The sequence below is a fragment of the Nonomuraea sp. NPDC049378 genome (assembly GCF_055586745.1).
This window is the reverse complement of record NZ_JBVJHP010000023.1, coordinates 140,245-155,665: the sequence shown is the minus strand read 5'-3', so window position 1 is coordinate 155,665 and position 15,421 is coordinate 140,245. Positions and strand designations below refer to the sequence as shown.

General features: G+C 68.5%; 17 protein-coding genes and 1 pseudogene. 12 read left to right on the top strand and 6 right to left on the bottom strand.

Translation table 11 applies throughout. The annotated features are described in order from the left end of the window. Together ACZ6SA_RS39850 and ACZ6SA_RS39845 are read right to left on the bottom strand one after the other, a co-directional pair. Positions 1 to 110, bottom strand: a pseudogene (locus ACZ6SA_RS39850) (inositol-3-phosphate synthase); the annotation flags it as partial. 13 nt (positions 111 to 123) lie between these two features. After that, on the bottom strand, positions 124 to 708 hold the full coding sequence (locus ACZ6SA_RS39845) for a PadR family transcriptional regulator (protein ID WP_132512827.1): 585 nt from the start codon (positions 706 to 708) through the stop codon (positions 124 to 126). 80 nt (positions 709 to 788) lie between these two features. On the opposite strand from ACZ6SA_RS39845, the gene ACZ6SA_RS39840 reads away from it, so the two are divergent. From ACZ6SA_RS39840 to ACZ6SA_RS39825, 4 genes are all read left to right on the top strand, one after another. After that, positions 789 to 1,229, top strand: coding sequence for a DUF5318 family protein (locus ACZ6SA_RS39840; RefSeq protein WP_465834090.1), 441 nt, complete (start codon positions 789 to 791; stop codon positions 1,227 to 1,229). A gap of 232 nt (positions 1,230 to 1,461) precedes the next feature. Next, positions 1,462 to 3,918, top strand: a complete 2,457-nt coding sequence (locus ACZ6SA_RS39835) for a transglycosylase domain-containing protein (RefSeq protein ID WP_347647521.1) — start codon at positions 1,462 to 1,464, stop codon at positions 3,916 to 3,918. Then, positions 3,915 to 5,237, top strand: coding sequence for a glycosyltransferase family 87 protein (locus tag ACZ6SA_RS39830; RefSeq protein ID WP_347647522.1), 1,323 nt, complete (start codon positions 3,915 to 3,917; stop codon positions 5,235 to 5,237). The genes ACZ6SA_RS39835 and ACZ6SA_RS39830 overlap by 4 nt, the downstream gene beginning before the upstream one ends. Beyond that, positions 5,234 to 6,298, top strand: a complete 1,065-nt coding sequence (locus ACZ6SA_RS39825; RefSeq protein WP_347647523.1) for a mannosyltransferase family protein — start codon at positions 5,234 to 5,236, stop codon at positions 6,296 to 6,298. Before ACZ6SA_RS39830 ends, ACZ6SA_RS39825 begins: the two co-directional genes overlap by 4 nt. Positions 6,299 to 6,337: 39 nt before the next feature. Here ACZ6SA_RS39825 and ACZ6SA_RS39820 read toward each other — a convergent pair whose 3' ends face one another. Next, entirely contained in the window at positions 6,338 to 7,105 is a 768-nt protein-coding gene (locus tag ACZ6SA_RS39820) for a deoxyribonuclease IV (RefSeq protein WP_465834087.1), read from the bottom strand. Positions 7,106 to 7,177: 72 nt separating this feature from the next. Here ACZ6SA_RS39820 and ACZ6SA_RS39815 point away from each other — a divergent pair, with 72 nt between their 5' ends. Then, positions 7,178 to 7,357, top strand: a complete 180-nt coding sequence (locus ACZ6SA_RS39815) for a hypothetical protein (RefSeq protein WP_132597084.1) — start codon at positions 7,178 to 7,180, stop codon at positions 7,355 to 7,357. 58 nt (positions 7,358 to 7,415) lie between these two features. On the opposite strand, the gene ACZ6SA_RS39810 is transcribed toward ACZ6SA_RS39815, so the two are convergent. After that, complete coding sequence (locus ACZ6SA_RS39810; protein ID WP_347647525.1) at positions 7,416 to 7,733, bottom strand: hypothetical protein; 318 nt, start codon at positions 7,731 to 7,733, stop codon at positions 7,416 to 7,418. 191 nt (positions 7,734 to 7,924) lie between these two features. Between ACZ6SA_RS39810 and rpsF the strand changes: the two genes are divergently transcribed. The 7 genes from rpsF to ACZ6SA_RS39775 all read left to right on the top strand — a co-directional run bounded on the left by rpsF (position 7,925) and on the right by ACZ6SA_RS39775 (position 12,364). Continuing rightward, the gene (gene rpsF / locus ACZ6SA_RS39805; protein WP_026214314.1) at positions 7,925 to 8,215 is read left to right on the top strand and encodes a 30S ribosomal protein S6; all 291 of its coding nucleotides are present in this window, start codon (positions 7,925 to 7,927) and stop codon (positions 8,213 to 8,215) included. An 89-nt stretch (positions 8,216 to 8,304) separates the two neighbouring features. Then, on the top strand, positions 8,305 to 8,844 hold the full coding sequence (locus ACZ6SA_RS39800; protein WP_443155949.1) for a single-stranded DNA-binding protein: 540 nt from the start codon (positions 8,305 to 8,307) through the stop codon (positions 8,842 to 8,844). 71 nt (positions 8,845 to 8,915) lie between these two features. Then, the gene (rpsR, locus tag ACZ6SA_RS39795; protein WP_020543048.1) at positions 8,916 to 9,152 is read left to right on the top strand and encodes a 30S ribosomal protein S18; all 237 of its coding nucleotides are present in this window, start codon (positions 8,916 to 8,918) and stop codon (positions 9,150 to 9,152) included. A gap of 14 nt (positions 9,153 to 9,166) precedes the next feature. After that, entirely contained in the window at positions 9,167 to 9,613 is a 447-nt protein-coding gene (gene rplI / locus ACZ6SA_RS39790) for a 50S ribosomal protein L9 (RefSeq protein WP_347622957.1), read from the top strand. 318 nt (positions 9,614 to 9,931) lie between these two features. Continuing rightward, positions 9,932 to 10,777: an ABC transporter substrate-binding protein gene (locus ACZ6SA_RS39785; RefSeq protein WP_465834082.1), complete on the top strand. Its 846-nt coding sequence runs from the start codon at positions 9,932 to 9,934 to the stop codon at positions 10,775 to 10,777. A 7-nt stretch (positions 10,778 to 10,784) separates the two neighbouring features. Next, complete coding sequence (locus tag ACZ6SA_RS39780; protein WP_465834080.1) at positions 10,785 to 11,624, top strand: amino acid ABC transporter permease; 840 nt, start codon at positions 10,785 to 10,787, stop codon at positions 11,622 to 11,624. After that, a complete protein-coding gene (locus ACZ6SA_RS39775) occupies positions 11,621 to 12,364 on the top strand; it encodes an amino acid ABC transporter ATP-binding protein (RefSeq protein ID WP_347647529.1) in 744 nt (247 codons plus the stop codon). Before ACZ6SA_RS39780 ends, ACZ6SA_RS39775 begins: the two co-directional genes overlap by 4 nt. On the opposite strand, the gene ACZ6SA_RS39770 is transcribed toward ACZ6SA_RS39775, so the two are convergent. Further along, on the bottom strand, positions 12,361 to 13,833 hold the full coding sequence (locus ACZ6SA_RS39770) for an APC family permease (RefSeq protein WP_347647530.1): 1,473 nt from the start codon (positions 13,831 to 13,833) through the stop codon (positions 12,361 to 12,363). The two genes, ACZ6SA_RS39775 and ACZ6SA_RS39770, sit on opposite strands and share 4 nt — an antisense overlap. Before the next feature lie 61 nt (positions 13,834 to 13,894). Then, positions 13,895 to 15,196, bottom strand: a complete 1,302-nt coding sequence (locus tag ACZ6SA_RS39765) for an MATE family efflux transporter (RefSeq protein ID WP_347647531.1) — start codon at positions 15,194 to 15,196, stop codon at positions 13,895 to 13,897. Between the last annotated feature and the right edge of the window lie 225 nt (positions 15,197 to 15,421).

The window sequence follows — 15,421 nt, the reverse complement described above, 5'->3', positions numbered from 1 at the left end:
AGGCCCGGGACCCGTACGTCCGGGTCGGCGTCCTTGTAATAGTGAACGCCCTGGACCAGCGACGACGCGCAGTTGCCGACACCGACAATGGCCACGCGAACCGAACCCATCGCACTCGCTCCCTTACTCATCAGTTGACGTGGTGTCTCTTCCGGGCTCTTCCGAGGCCCGGCGCTCCGTTGCGATCAGCTCGTTGAGCCAGCGCACCTCGCGCTCGACCGACTCGAGCCCGTGACGTTGCAGCTCGAGCGTGTAGCTGTCGAGGCGTTCCCTGGTGCGCGCCAGCGCCGTGCGCACCGCGTCGAGCCGCTCCTCCAGCCGGCTGCGGCGGCCTTCGAGAATGCGCAGACGGACTTCGGCCTCGGTGTGCCGGAAGAAAGCGAAGTGCACACCGAAGCTCTCGTCCTCCCATGCGGAAGGACCTGCCTGGGTGAGCATGTCCTGCAGGCGTTCCTTGCCCTCGGCGGTCAGTTTGTAGACGATTTTCGACCGGCCGCCGACGATCGTGGCGGGAGCGGGCTGCTCCTCCGCGATGAGGCCCTGAGCCAGAAGTGATCGCAAACAGGGGTACAGCGACCCGTAGGAGAACGCACGGAACATCCCCAGCAGGGCATTGAGCCGTTTGCGCAGCTCGTAGCCGTGTAGTGGCGTTTCGTGCAGCGACCCGAGCACGGCCAGTTCCAAGACTCTGCCCTGTCCGCTGGCCATGGGAACCGCCCCCCTCTCGTGTCGATGTATCGAGCCGATACATCTTGAGGATACGTCGTGGCGCTATATCGCCGCAATCTATGAATCCGCGGAGTCGTTGGGATGGACCCGCAAAACGCCGTAGTCTGGCGCTCATGTGGTCACAGCGAAGGGTGGTGGATTACGGTCTCGCGAAGAGAGCGGCAGTCCGCTCCCTGCGTTCCGGGCGAGCCTCGCGCGGTGACGTCTGTGACGCACAGCCCTACCTCCTTCGCGCGGCACGCCACTTCGGCGAGCCGACCGAACGACTCTGCCCGGTCTGCGAAAGGGAGAACGTCACTAATGTGACTTATGTCTACGGTGAGTGCCTCGGGCGCCATGCCGGCCAGGCAAAAGTCACATCAGAGCTCATCGCCATGGCTCATGATTACGATGAGTTCCGGGTGTACGTTGTCGAGGTCTGCCAAGGTTGTTCCTGGAACCACTTGACGGTTTCGTACGTACTCGGGAACGGACCGCCTGACCTCGTCGGCCAAGCGTGAAGACCGAGGGCGGCGAGGAGCCTCACGCCCTACCGCCGTTTCAGTTCCGACGACGTTGCGAGGACGTGTGAGTAACAGCATGAATGAGGGGACGGCACGCCAAGGAAGGCGCCGTCGCTCCAACTCATCCCGTTCTGTGCCCCAAGGTTCCTCTCGCCAAACCGGCGGACCCGGCTGGGGCGAGGAGCCGGAGGCCCGACGTCCTGAGGCGGCGTACGAGCAGACCGGCGCCATGGCCGCACAGCCGTACGACGAGCCTCCTCGACGCGGCGACCCGGCGGGCGAGCGCGGCGACCAGCCGCCGCCGCGCTCCCGCTCGCGCGAGGAGTCGCGCACGCTCGGTAACCAGGAGACGATGGTCAGCGACGCGCCGCGGCGCCGCAGAAGGGGGCAGGGCGGACCGCCCGAGCCTCCGGGACCGCCCGTCAAGAAGGGCGGCGGCGGCCGGGGCGGCTGGCGAAGGTTCGTGCCGAGCTGGAAAATCGTCGTGGCCGGCGTCGTGGTGCTCGCGGCCGGCATGTTCGGCATGGTCATGGTGGCGTACGCCAACACCCCGGTGCCGACGACCGTGCAGGCGGAGGCGACCGCGCAGCAGAGCACCATCTACTACAACGACGGCAAGACCGAGATCGCCAGGCTGGGCATGCCGCGCGAGAGCGTCGAGATCAACGAGATGGCCGACAGCGTCAAGGACGCCGCGATCGCCATCGAGAACGACACGTTCTACGAGGACTCCGGCATCTCCTTCTCCGGTATGGCGCGCTCCGTGTGGATGACCGCGACCGGTCAGCAGTTGCAGGGCGCCTCGACCATCACCCAGCAGATGGCCCGCGGTTACTACGACGGCCTCAGCCAGGAAGTGTCCATCGAACGGAAGATCAAGGAGATCTTCGTCGCGGTCAAGCTCGACGACACGCTGACCAAGGACGAGATCCTGCGCAACTACCTCAACACCGTCAACTTCGGCCGCGCGTACGGCGTCCAGGCCGCCGCGCGGGCCTACTTCGGCAAGAGGATGACCGCCGCGAAGCTGTCCCCCGAGCAGGGCGCCTACCTCGCCGCGCGGATCCAGCAGCCGGCCTGGGAACCCGACTCCCCGGCGCTGAAATACCGCTTCAACCAGACCATCAAGAGGATGGCCGAGCTCTGGCCCGAGAAATACGGCCAGCTCCCGCAGACCGCTAAGTTCCCCAAGACGAGGAAGAGCACCAGCAGCAACTCCCTGGGCGGTGACAGGGGCTACATGGTGCGGCAGGTGCTGAACGAGCTGGAATCGCGCGGCCTGACCCGCGACGAGGTCGAGAGCGGCGGCTTCAAGATCACCTCGACCTTCGACAGGAAACTGATGAAGGCCGCCCGGCAGGCCATGAAGACCACGATGCAGGGCATGTCGAAGGAGTTCCACGGCGGCCTGGCCGCGGTCAACCCGAAGAACGGCCGTGTCATCGCCTTCTACGGCGGCGACAACTACGTCAACGACCCGTGGAACGAAGCCTTCGAGTCGAAGAAGCAGGCCGCGTCGGCGTTCAAGCCGTACGTGCTGGCCGCCTGGCTGCAGGCCGGCTACTCGCTCAGCAGCTACGTGCCGGGCAACGAGACCGTGCCGAAGGAGCTGCCGGGGCAGCAGAAGGGCGGCATCACCAACAGCCACAACGTCGGCAGGGCCGTCGACGTGGTCAAGGCGACCGCCCAGTCGGTCAACACCGCCTTCGTCTCCATGGCGTACGCGCTGCCCAACCAGCTCGACGACGTGAAGAACCTCGTCGTGGCGGCCGGGTTCAACGAGAAGGCCATGACAGCCGACATCGAGGAGCACCACTACCAGTTCGCCATCGGCAGCGCCCCGGTGACGCCGGTCGAGCAGGCCGCCGGCTACTCCATCTTCGCCAACGCCGGGAAATACACCCGCTACCACGTCGTGCAGAAGGTCGAGCAGAACGGCCAGGTCGCCTACCCCGAGCAGCAGCTCACCAAGTCGGTCATCGACCCCGGAGTGGCCGCCGACTCCACCGTCGCCATGGCGGCGGTGCTGCGCAACGGCACCGCGGCGGGCAAAGGCCTGGGCAACAGGCCGGCCGCCGGCAAGACCGGCACCAACAACGACGAGAACGGCGCCTGGTTCGTCGGCTACACGCCGCAGATCTCCACCGCCGTCGGGTTCTACCGCGAGGAGTGCAGGACGAAGAGCGGCAAGGTCGTCCCGCCGCTGCACTCCAACTGCCCCATCACGCCCAAGGGCAAGGCGAGCAAGAAGTACGACGTCAACAACCCGTACACCAGACCGTACGAAGTGTCCCTGGGCTTCGAGGGCGCGGGCCCGCCCACGATCGCCTGGCAGCGGTTCATGCTGGCCGCGCACGAGGGCAAGCCGGTCGAGGAGTTCCCCGAGAAGGCCGAGATCGGCACGCCGGAGAACATCGTGCCGAGCCCGACGCCCACGCCGACGAAGACGCCGGAGAACCCGTTCGACGACGGCGAGAACCCCTTCGACGACGAGACCGGCGACGATCCCGACTGCCTCATCGGCTGCGACGGCGACACCGGCGACGAGCCCACCATCGACGATCCGCCGCCGGCCGACGACGGGTTCCCCGAGATCGACGACCCGAACGTCGCGGGCGGTGACAACGGGCCCGACAGGAGAGCCGCGGGCCCGGGGCCGGCCAACGGCAGGCTCGAGGGCCAGTGACGAGCACGGAGGTGCGCGCGCCGCTGGTGGCGCGAGCCATCCCGTACCTTCCCCTGGGGCTGTTCGCGGCCCTGGGGGCGTCTCTCGCGTACATCGTCCGGCTGCCGTGCCGCACCGGCGGCTGGAACGACCAGATCTCGACGTACACCAACTTCTGCTACACCGACATCTACCCGCTCTACTTCGACAGGCAGCTGGCCACCCAGAACCCCTACTTCGCCGATGTGCCGTTCGACAAGCAGGTCGAATACCCGGTGGTGCTGGGTGAGGTCATGCAGGCGTTCAGCTGGATCGTCCGGTGGCTGGAGCCCGACCAGGTGGCCCAGGCGGTCAGGTTCTACGACCTGACGGTCATCCTGCTCGGCGTCTCCCTCGTGGCCGGCGTGCTGCTGATGGCCGCGGTGGCCGGACCCACACGGCGGTGGGACCCGCTCTGGTACGCCGTCGCGCCCGCCGTGGTGCTGGCCGCGTACATCAACTGGGATCTCATCGCGGGCGCGTTGTCCATGGGCATGCTGCTGGCCTGGGCACGCAAACGTCAGGTGCTGGCCGGGGTGCTGCTCGGGCTGGCGATCGCCACGAAGTTCTATCCGCTGATGTTCGTGGGCGCGTTGTTCCTGCTCACCTGGCGGACGGGGCGATGGCGGCCGTTCCTGGTCACCATGGGCTCGACCGCCGCCGCGTGGCTGGTGGTCAACCTGCCCTTCATGGTCCTCGCATGGGACGGCTGGCGCCGGTTCTACGTCTTCTCCCAGGAACGCGGCGTCGACTGGGGCTCGCCGTGGTTGTTCTTCCAGAACAAGGGCTGGCCGGTCCTCGGCGAGGCCGACGTCAGCACGCTCGGCATGGCGTCGCTGGCCGTCCTGTGCCTCGGCATCGCCGTGCTCACGCTGGCCGCGCCGCGCCGGCCGAGGCTGGCGCAGATCTGCTTCCTGGCGCTGGCCGCGTTCATGATGACGAACAAGGTGTGGTCGCCGCAGTTCGTGCTCTGGCTGGTGCCGTTCGCCGTGCTGGCCAGGCCCAACTGGAAGCCGCTGGCGTTGTGGCAGCTCGCCGAGGTGTGGTATTTCGTCGCCATCTGGCTCTACCTGCTCGCGCAGCCGCCGCTCAGCAGGGACGACCTGGGCATCGGCGACGACACCTACTTCACCGCCGTCTGGGGGCGGGTCATCACGATCGGCATCATGATGGCGTTGGTGGTGCGCGACATCCTGCGCCCCGACAAGGACGTGGTGCGGCAGGCCGGGCTCGACGACCAGGCGGGCGGCGTGTTCGCCGACGCGCGTGACCGCTTCACCCTGGCGTCCATCACCCGATGATCACACGCTCGTCCGGCCGGGACGCGCTGCTGCTGTGGTGCGGCTCGCGGGCGGGGCTGCTGCTGGCGACCGTGCTCGGCGTGACGCTGGGCGAATATCTGGACAGGTGGCGCAAGTGGGATGCCACGCTGTTCATCACGATCGCCCAGTACGGCTACGACGGCGAGCCGGGCAGGCCGGTGGACGAAGGGCTGCCCGCGTTCTTCCCCGGGCTGCCCGCGGCGCTGCGCATGGTCTACCTGGTCGTCCCCGACTGGGCGGCGGCCGGGCTGCTGGTCTCGCTGGCCGCCGGGGCGGTCGCCATGATGGCGCTGGCCCGGCTGACCGAGTTCGAGGGCGCCTCCGGCTGGATGGCGGTGCTGGCGCTGCTGCTCTTCCCGATGGCGGTGTTCCTGGCCGCGGGCTACAGCGAGTCGCTCTTCCTGGCCTTCGCCGTCCCCGCGTGGCTGGCCGCCAGGCAGGGACGCTGGCCCGCGGCGGCGCTGCTGGCCGCGGGCGCCTCATGCGTGCGGATCACCGGGTTGTTCCTGGCGGTCGCTCTCATCGTGGAGTTCGTCACGAAGAAGGAGGCGCCGCGCCGGGCCGGATGGCTGGCGGTGCCCTTCGTCCCGCTGGTGGCGTACTCGTCCTACCACTACAGCAGGACGGGTGACTGGCTGGCCTGGAAGCACGCGCAGGAGGCCGGGTGGGGGCGTGACTTCGTGTGGCCGTGGGAGGCGTGGCGGACGACCTGGCACTCCGCCATGGGCGCCGACGACTTCGCGGTGGCCTTCAGGATGGAGATCGTGGGGGCCGTGGTGGCGGTCGCGGCGCTGGTCTGGCTGCTCGTGTTGCGCCGGTGGAGCGAGTTGGTCTACACGGGGGCGCAGGCGGCGGCGCTGATGACGTCGGCGTACTACCTGTCGATCCCGCGCTCGCTGCTGCTGTGGTTTCCCGTGTGGGTGCTGGTCGCCAAGGTGATGACCAGGAAGGCGTGGGTGCTGGCCCTCTATGCCCTGATCTCGGGGCCGCTCATGCTGGTCAACGCCGCCCGGTTCCTCGATGGCGCGTGGGCGGGCTGATCTTTCTACCCCCTTTCTTTCCTCGGTAATCCAGGGAAGTTATCCACAGGCTGTGTGTTTTCCCTGGAGGTTCTTCCTCAGGAAGGCGATGTCGTCGGCCTGGCCCTCGGCCGGCGTCTCCACCACGACGGGCGCCGCGGCCGCCCGGCAGACCGCCAGGATCAGCTCGGGGTCGATCTTCCCCTTGCCCAGGTTGGCGTGGCGGTCGGCGCCGGAGTCGAAGGCGTCGCGGGAGTCGTTGCAGTGGACCAGGTCGATCCGGCCGGTGATGGCCTTGACCCGGTCGACCAGGTCGACCAGCTCTTCGCCGCCCGCGTGGGCGTGGCAGGTGTCGAGGCAGAAACCCACGTCGAACCCGTCGAGCGCGTCCCACAGGCGGGCGATGCGCTCCAGCTTGCGCGCCATCGCGTTGCCGCCGCCCGCGGTGTTCTCGATCAGCACGGGGATGGGGCACTCCATGCGCTCGAACACCTTGCGCCAGTTGTCGAACCCGGTCTGGGGATCGTCGTCCTTGCCGACGTGGCCGCCGTGCACGATGAGGCCCTTGGCGCCGATCTCCACGGCCGCCGTGAGGTGCTGCTGCAGCAGCTTGCGGCTCGGGATCCTGATGCGGTTGTTGGTGGTGGCGACGTTGACGAGGTAGGGGGCGTGGATGTAGATGTCGACGCCCTCGACCGGTTTGGCGGGCAGCACGGGCTTCTTGTAGCCCTGGGGGTCGCCGAGGAAGAACTGCACCACCTCGGCCCCCACCTCCTCGGCGTGAGCGGCGGGGTCGTCCTGGTCGACGTGAGCTCCGATGCGCACCATGTCACCGAGCTTATCCGTTTGACCAGGGCGCGCCGGGGCAGTCGCCTGGTACCCCCGATCCGAGGAGAAACCATGAGCCGCTGGCGCTTACGAGCGCTGATCATCTTGATCTACGTGGTCATCGGCATCTACGTCGCATGGGTCTACGACTACATCACCCCAGGACTCCTCAAGGATCTCGCCGAGGCGCTGCTCTCCGTCTTCCTCTGGTTCCTGGTGCTGCTCGGAATAGACCTGCACATCAGCGGATAAGTCCGCATCAATGACGGCCCCGATCGGGGACGCCGGGACCGTTGACCTGGCGAAGGGCTCACGGATAGGGAAGGAAGCCGCCGTGGGCGATGCCGAGCGCGGCGCCCACGAACGCCCCCACGAGCCCGACGACGTTCAGCGTGCGCTGCGGCGTGGTCGCCGAGATGTACTGAGAGTAGAGACCGACGCCGAACCCCAGCGTGCCGAACCAGGACGCGATCATGTGCGCGGAAGCCCAGAACGTCGCCACGAACGCCACCACGCCGCAGACCAGTGTGACGACGGCCAGCGTGTTCTCCAGCGGGTGCGCACGTCCGTCGCTGTTGAGCCTGAGACGGAACCGCTCCTGTTCGGAGGGCTGAAGCACGTGTGGCACAACCACCACCCCCTCGGTTTCCTAAAGGCTTTCCCACCTTGTCGAGGCTGGTAACCTTGGGCACGCTGCGTTGTGATGGATGACCCGTCACCCCCGGGCGCCGAAAGGGGCGCCAGGGCTCAGACGTCAGCGTCCTCCTGTCACGGCAGAGTGTCGTGACCGCAAGAGTCCAGAGGAGGTTGGAGTCCCGCATGCGTCGTTACGAAGTAATGGTCATTCTGGACCCTTCGCTCGATGAGCGCACCGTCGCGCCGTCCCTCGACCAGTTCCTCACCGTGGTCCGCAACGACGGCGGCACCGTGGAGAAGGTCGACGTCTGGGGCCGTCGCCGTCTCGCCTACGACATCGACAAGAAGTCCGAAGGCATCTACGCCGTCATCGACCTGTCCGCGGAGCCCGCGACGGTCAAGGAGCTCGACCGGCAGATGAACCTCAACGAGGGCATCCTCCGCACCAAGGTCCTGCGTCCCGACGTGCACTGAGCAAGCTCGTTGCCCGGCATTCTGTCGGGCCGGGACCGTAGTCTGAGCCGAAACCCAAGCGAAGGCGTGCAGGAAGGCGAGCGCTAGCCATGGCAGCAGGCGACACCGTAATCACCCTTGTCGGCAACCTTGTCGACGACCCGGAGCTGCGCTTCACCCCGACGGGGCAAGCGGTGGCTCGATTCCGCATCGCATCCACTCCGCGGTTCATGGATCGCCAGACCAACGAGTGGAAAGACGGCGAGAGCCTCTTCCTGACCTGCAACGTGTGGCGGCAGGCGGCGGAGAACGCCGCCGAGAGCCTCCAGCGCGGCATGCGGGTCATCGTGCAGGGGCGGCTCAAGCAGCGGTCCTACGAGACCAAGGAAGGCGAGAAGCGCACGGTCTACGAGGTCGAGGTCGACGAGGTCGGCCCGTCTCTGCGTAACGCCACCGCCAAGGTCAACCGCACCTCCCGCCAGGGTGGCGGCGGCGGCTTCGGCGGCCCGGCCGACGACCCCTGGGCCTCCGCGACGCCCGCCCCGCCCCAGGGCGGCGGCGGTGGCGGCTTCGGCGGTGGAGGCGGCGGCCAGCAGGGCGGCGGTTTCGGCGGCGGCGGCAACGACTTCAGCGACGAACCGCCCTTCTAACACCCAAGATCCGCGCGAGCGGATGACTGTCCATTCCCGCCCTGGTGCGGGGCTCTGAGAGGAGCACCACGATGGCCAAGCCGGCACTGCGCAAGCCCAAGAAGAAGGTTTGCCTGTTCTGCCATGACAAGATCTCCTACGTCGACTACAAGGACACGGCGCTGCTGCGGAAGTTCATCTCCGACCGCGGCAAGATCCGTGCCCGCCGGGTGACGGGCAACTGCACCCAGCACCAGCGCGACGTGGCGACCGCGATCAAGAACGCCCGTGAGGTGGCCCTGCTGCCTTACACGAGCACGGCGCGCTAAGGAGGCATGTCGACATGAAGCTCATCCTCACCAACGAGGTCTCCGGCCTCGGCACCCCTGGCGACGTCGTCGAGGTGAAGGACGGCTATGGCCGTAACTACCTCATCCCGCGCGGCTACGCCATGCGCTGGACGCGCGGCGCCGAGAAGCAGATCGAGACCATCAGGAAGGCCCGCGACGCTCGCGAGATCCGCGACCTCGGCACCGCCAAGGAGGTCGCCGGCCAGCTCGGCGCCCTGCGCGTGCGCCTGGCCACCCGCGCCGGCGAGTCCGGCCGCCTGTTCGGCTCGATCACGACGGGCGACATCGCCGAGGCCGTCAAGGCCGCCGGCGGCCCGATCGTCGACCGCCGCCGCATCGAGATCGTCAACGCGATCAAGAGCGTCGGCTCGCACAAGGTCACCGTCAAGCTGCACCCCGAGGTGTCCGCCTCGATCGACGTCGAGGTCGTCGCAGGCTGACCTGCGCGAAGGCCCCCGCTCCATGCGGGGGCCTTTTCGTTTCACGGCGAGCCCGTGCGGGTGTGCCGTATCCATCCGTCACGCCCGCCGCACAGAGTGCTGCCTTCCTCCCCTTACGCGCTGCCGTGGCCCGCCACCCGCCGCACTTCGGCTGGGGGCCCTCCAGGAAACGGCCTCTGACCCGTCACCGGCTGAGCGCCGTGACGCGAGCCCACGTTGCCCGATTGCCGTGGTGAAAGGGCACCCGTGAACGAAATACCCTACTCGGGCAGCGTAGAATGCCGTCGTTCTCTCGCACGTCCCCCTGGAGGCTCGGCCATGGCCCGTCCCCTCATGCTGCTCGCACTCGCGGTGGCGGTCGTTGGTTGCGCACCCGTTGACGACACGGCGGCCGCCCCGACCGCGTCCACCGCGTGTGCCAAGGAGCAACTCCAGCTCGTCACCCCCGGCAAGCTGACCGTCGGCACCGACAAGCCGGCCTACGAGCCGTGGTTCAAGGACGACGACCCGAGCAACGGGCAGGGTTTCGAGAGCGCGGTGGCGTTCGCCGTGGCGGGTGAGCTCGGTTTCGACCGCACCGAGGTGCAGTGGAGCACGGTCAAGTTCGACTCGGCGTACGCGCCGGGCAAGAAGCAGTTCGACTTCGACATCAACCAGGTGTCCATCACGCCTGACCGGGCCAAGGCGGTCGACTTCAGCAAGGGCTACTACACGGTCAAGCAGGCCGTCGTGGCGGTCGACGGAGGCAAGGTGGCCGGGGCGAAGAGCCTGGCCGAGCTGAAGGACGCGAAGATCGGCGTACAGGTGGGGACGACCTCGCTCGACGCGGTGAGGAGCGTCATCCAGCCCGGCAAGGACCCCAACGTCTACAACGAGCAGGTGGACGCCGTGAACGCGCTGAAGAACGAGCAGGTCGACGCGATCGTCGTCGATCTGCCGACGGCGTTCTACGTGACGGCCGCGCAGGTGGACAACGCCAAGATCGTGGGCCAGTTCAGCTCGACGGGCGGCACGCCGGAGGAGTTCGGGCTGGTCATGGAGAAGGGCAGCGGGCTCAAGTCCTGCGTCGACAAGGCGGTGGACGCGCTGAAGTCGAAGGGCGAGCTGGCCAGGATCGAGCAGCAGTGGCTCGGCTCGGCGGCGGGCGCGCCCGAGCTGAAGTGATCCCTCGGTGAGCGAGTGGGTCAAGTCGGAGCGGCAGGCCGAACGCGAGCGGATGCGCAGGTCGCGCAGTCGCCGCACGGCCTCCATCGCGACGGCTTCGACGGTTGTCTTCGTCGTCATGGTCGTGTGGATCGTGACGAGCTCGCCGGGCTGGCCGCGGGTGCGGGAGACGTTCTTCGACTTCGGCCAGTTCCGCGAGGCGCTGCCCGACGTGCTGAGCGGGTTCCTGCTCAACATCAAGATCTTTCTGATCGCCGAGCCGCTGATCCTGATCGTGGGGCTGCTGGTGGCGCTGGCCAGAGGCATCAGGACGCCCGCGTTCTTCCCGATCCGGGCGCTGGCCACGCTCTACACCGACATCTTCCGCGGCGTGCCGACGATTCTGGTGATCTATCTGGTGGGGTTCGGGCTGCCCGCCCTCAACCTGCAGGGCATTCCCACCGACCTGGCCACGCTGGGCATCATCGCGCTGACCCTCTCCTACGGCGCGTACGTGGCGGAGGTGTTCCGCTCGGGCATCGAGTCGATCCATCCCAGCCAGGTGGCCGCGGCCCGCTCGCTCGGGCTGAGCCATGTCAGGACCATGCGGTTCGTGGTGCTGCCGCAGGCCACCCGCAGGGTGGTGCCGCCGCTGCTGAACGACTTCGTCTCGCTGCAGAAGGACACGGCGCTGGTGGCCACCATCGGGCCGCTGGAGGCACTGCGGCAGGCGCAGATCCACGCGGCCAGCACGTTCAACTACACGCCCTACCTCGCCGCCGCGCTGCTGTTCATCCTGCTCACCATCCCCATGGCGAGGTTCACCGACCATCTGGCCGCCCGTACGCGCAGGAGGCGTGGCGCATGAGCGTCCTTTCGATCGACGGGGTGTGGAAGTTCTTCGGCGGGCACGGCGTGCTGCGCGGCATCGACCTGGACGTGCGGCCGCACGAGGTGGTGAGCCTGATCGGCGCGTCGGGCTCGGGCAAGTCGACGTTGCTGCGCTGCGTCAACCTGCTGGAGACCGTGGACGACGGCACGATCCACCTCGACGGCGACGAGATCACCGACCCGCGCGCGAACGTCGACGACGTGCGCAAGCGGCTGGGCATCGTGTTCCAGGCGTTCAACCTGTTCCCGCACATGACCGTGCTCGACAACGTCACGCTGGCGCCCCGGCAGGTGCACCGGGTGGCGAAGGGGCAGGCGGAGGAGCAGGCTCATGACCTGCTGGCCAGGTTCGGGCTGGCGGACAAGGCGCGCGCCTACCCCGACCAGCTCTCCGGCGGCCAGCAGCAGCGGGTGGCCATCATCAGGGCGCTGGCCACCCAGCCGCGGCTGATGTTGCTCGACGAGGTCACCTCGGCACTCGACCCCGAGCTGGTGGTCGAGGTGCTGGGCATCATCAGGGAGCTCAAGGAGTCGGGGATGACGATGGTCCTCACCACCCACGAGATGGGCTTCTGCCGCGACATCTCGGACACGGTGTGCTTCCTCGACGGGGGCGTGCTGCTGGAGAAGGGGCCGCCTGAGCAGATCTTCACCGAGCCGGAGAACGCGCGTACCAGGGAGTTCCTGCGCAGCGTGCTCGAATCGGGACGGTTCTAGCGCCGGTGCCGCCCGCGGGGCGGCTCGACCGGGTCGCGGGGCCGGGCCAGCAGGCTGTGGCGGCGGCCGTACACGAGGTAGACCAGCAGGCCGAAGGCCATCCACAGGACGAACCACGCCCAGGTCAGCAGCCGCAGGTTGACCATGAGCCAGAGGGTGGCCACCAGGGAGAGCGCGGGCAGCAGCGGCGAGAACGGCACCTGGAATCCGCGCTCCAGGCCGGGCATGCGCCGCCGCATCACGATCACCCCCGCAGAGACGAACAGGAACGCGAACAGCGCGCCGATCACCACGAGCTCCTGCATCGTGACCACCGGCACGAACTCGGCCAGCATGATCGCCACGAACCCGATCAGCAACGTCACCCTGGTGGGTGTGTGGTAGCGGCGGCTGACGGAGGCCAGGCTCCTGGGGATCAGCCCGTCGCGGGCCATCGAGAACAGCACCCGGGTCTGCCCCACGATCAGCACCAGGATCACGGTCGTCAGGCCCAGCACCGCGCCCACGTCGATGACGTGCACCATCCAGTCGACGCCCGCCGCGCGGAACGCGCTGGACAGCGGCGCCTCCACCGAGATCCGCGTGTACGACACCATGCCCACCATGACCAGGGCGACCGCGAGGTAGATGACCGTGGTGAGCACCAGGCTGCGGATCATGCCTTTGGGCACGGCCCTGGAGGCGTTCACGGTCTCCTCGGCCGCGGTGGCGAGCACGTCGAACCCGATGTACGCGAACGCGATGGCCGAGGCCGCCGCGAAGATGCCGAACCAGCCGAACGCCTGGCTCTGCCCGACCACGATCTCCAGCACGGTGGCGGGCGGGGTCGGCAGCGTCCTGGGCGGCACGTGGAACTCGCCGATGTTCGCCACGTCGACCTGGGTCAGGCCCACGACGATGACCGCCCCGACGGCCAGCAGCTTGGCCGAGACCATGATCCACAGTGCCCGCAGCCCGACCCGCGCGCCGAGCGCGACGACGCCGGTGAGCACGAGCAGGATCGCGAGCACCAGCACGTCGCTCACGAGCTCCGCGTCCGGCACGCGCACGCCGAAGGCGGCGATGGCCCCGACCGTGATCGAGGCCCACGCCCTGGCCACCACGGCCACGGCGAACTGCAGCTCCAGGATCAGCGCCCAGCCGATGATCCACGCCCAGACCTCGCCGAAGATGACGTACGTGAAGGTGTAGGCGCTGCCGGAGGCCGGCATCGTGGAGGCCAGCTCGGCGTAGCACAGACAGGCGAGCAGGCACGCGATGCCCGCGATCATGAACGAGAGGATCACGCCGGGACCCGCCGTGGTGGCGGCCTGCCGGCCGGCGATGCTGAAGATGCCCGCGCCGATCATCACCCCGAAACCGAGCACCACGAGGTCGGCCGGGCGGTAGACCTCGGCCAGGCTGTGCCGCGCGCCTGTGCGCAGCCCGGTCGCCTCGGAAGGCGGCAGTCGTCGCAGAATCGTGGACACCGAACACCCCTCAGGGAGCCCACCATGTCTCACCTTGTGGGCGGCGGCAAGCACGAGCAGATCACGCCCCGGTCACCAGCCAGGCAGTGCCGGCGGCCCGGCGTACCAGGGTGATCAGGCGTGCGAACATCCACACCCCGAGCGCGCACCAGAGAGCGACCACGCCGACACCGGCGGCGAGGAGGGCGGCAGGCAGGTAGGCCAGCGTCGTCCACACCCCCGCCCACGCGAGGTAACGCTGGTCGCCCGCGCCGATCAGCACGCCGTCCAGCACGAACACCACCCCGCACACCGGCTGGAACAGCGCCACCGGCCACAACACGGCCAGCAGCAGCGCGGTGACCGCGGGGTCGGCGTCGAACAGCCCGGGCAGCAGCGGCCGCGCCGCGATGACGAGCACGCCGAGCACGATGCCCGACCAGATGCCCCACTGGACCATGCGCCTGGTCGCGGCCCTGGTGGCGGCGACGTCGCCCGCGCCGAGCGAGCGCCCCGTGATGGCCTGCCCGGCGATGGCGATGGCGTCGAGGGCGAAGGCGAGCAGCGTCCACACCTGGGTGGCGATGGCGAACGCGGCCAGCTCGGCCTGGCCCATCCTGGTGGCGACCATGGTGGCCACGAGCAGCACGACTCGCAGGCATGCCGTACGGATGAGCAGCGCGAACCCGGCCGTGCCCGCCTGCCTGAGCCCTTCGAGCCGGGGCGTCAGCGCCGTACCGAGCCGCCGCGCGCCCCTGACCACCACGACGAGGTAGACGGCCGCGCCGAGCGTCTGCGCGAGCACGGTGCCCCAGGCCGACCCGGCGATGCCCCACCCGAGCCCCAGCACGAACCACGCGTTGAGTGCCGCGTTCAGCGCGAACGAGCCCACGGCCACCACCAGCGGCGTGACCGTGTCCTGCAGGCCGCGCAGCACGCCCGTGCCCGCCAGCACGACCAGCATCCCGGGCGCGCCGAGCAGGCTGATCCGCAGGTACGTCACCGCCTCCGCGCTCTGCTCCGGAGCCGCCCCGAACACCTCCACGATGGCCGGTGCGAGCGGCCAGCACACGGCGATCAGCGCGACGCCGATGCCCAGCGCCAGCCAGATCCCGTCCACGCCGTTGCGCATGGCCCGGTCGTGGTTGCCGGCGCCCGTCTGCCGGGCCACGGAGGCCGTGGTGCCGTAGGCGAGGAAGACGCACAGGTTGACCAGCGTGGTGAGGACCGCGCCCGCCACGCCCAGCGCGCCCACCGCGGTGGTGCCCAGGCCGTGTCCCACGATGGCGTAGTCGGCCAGCAGGAACAGCGGCTCGGCGACCAGCGCGCCGAACGCGGGCACAGCCAGTCGCAGAATCTCCCGGTCTCTGGAGGTAATGGGCACTAGTCCATTATGAGCCTTACACGGCATGTCGGGGAAACTTTCTTCCCTCCACAGCCGGTGGACGGTCTTTTCCCAGCTCAGGACGGTCGCTGCGGAAACCCGAAAGAGTTATCCCCAGCCCCGTCCACAGGCCTTTCACAGGCTGGGGGCGATAGTGCACAGCTTGACCACAAGGTTGTCCACAGGCCACGTTGCCGACTGACCGCGACTCCGCGAAACTGTCAG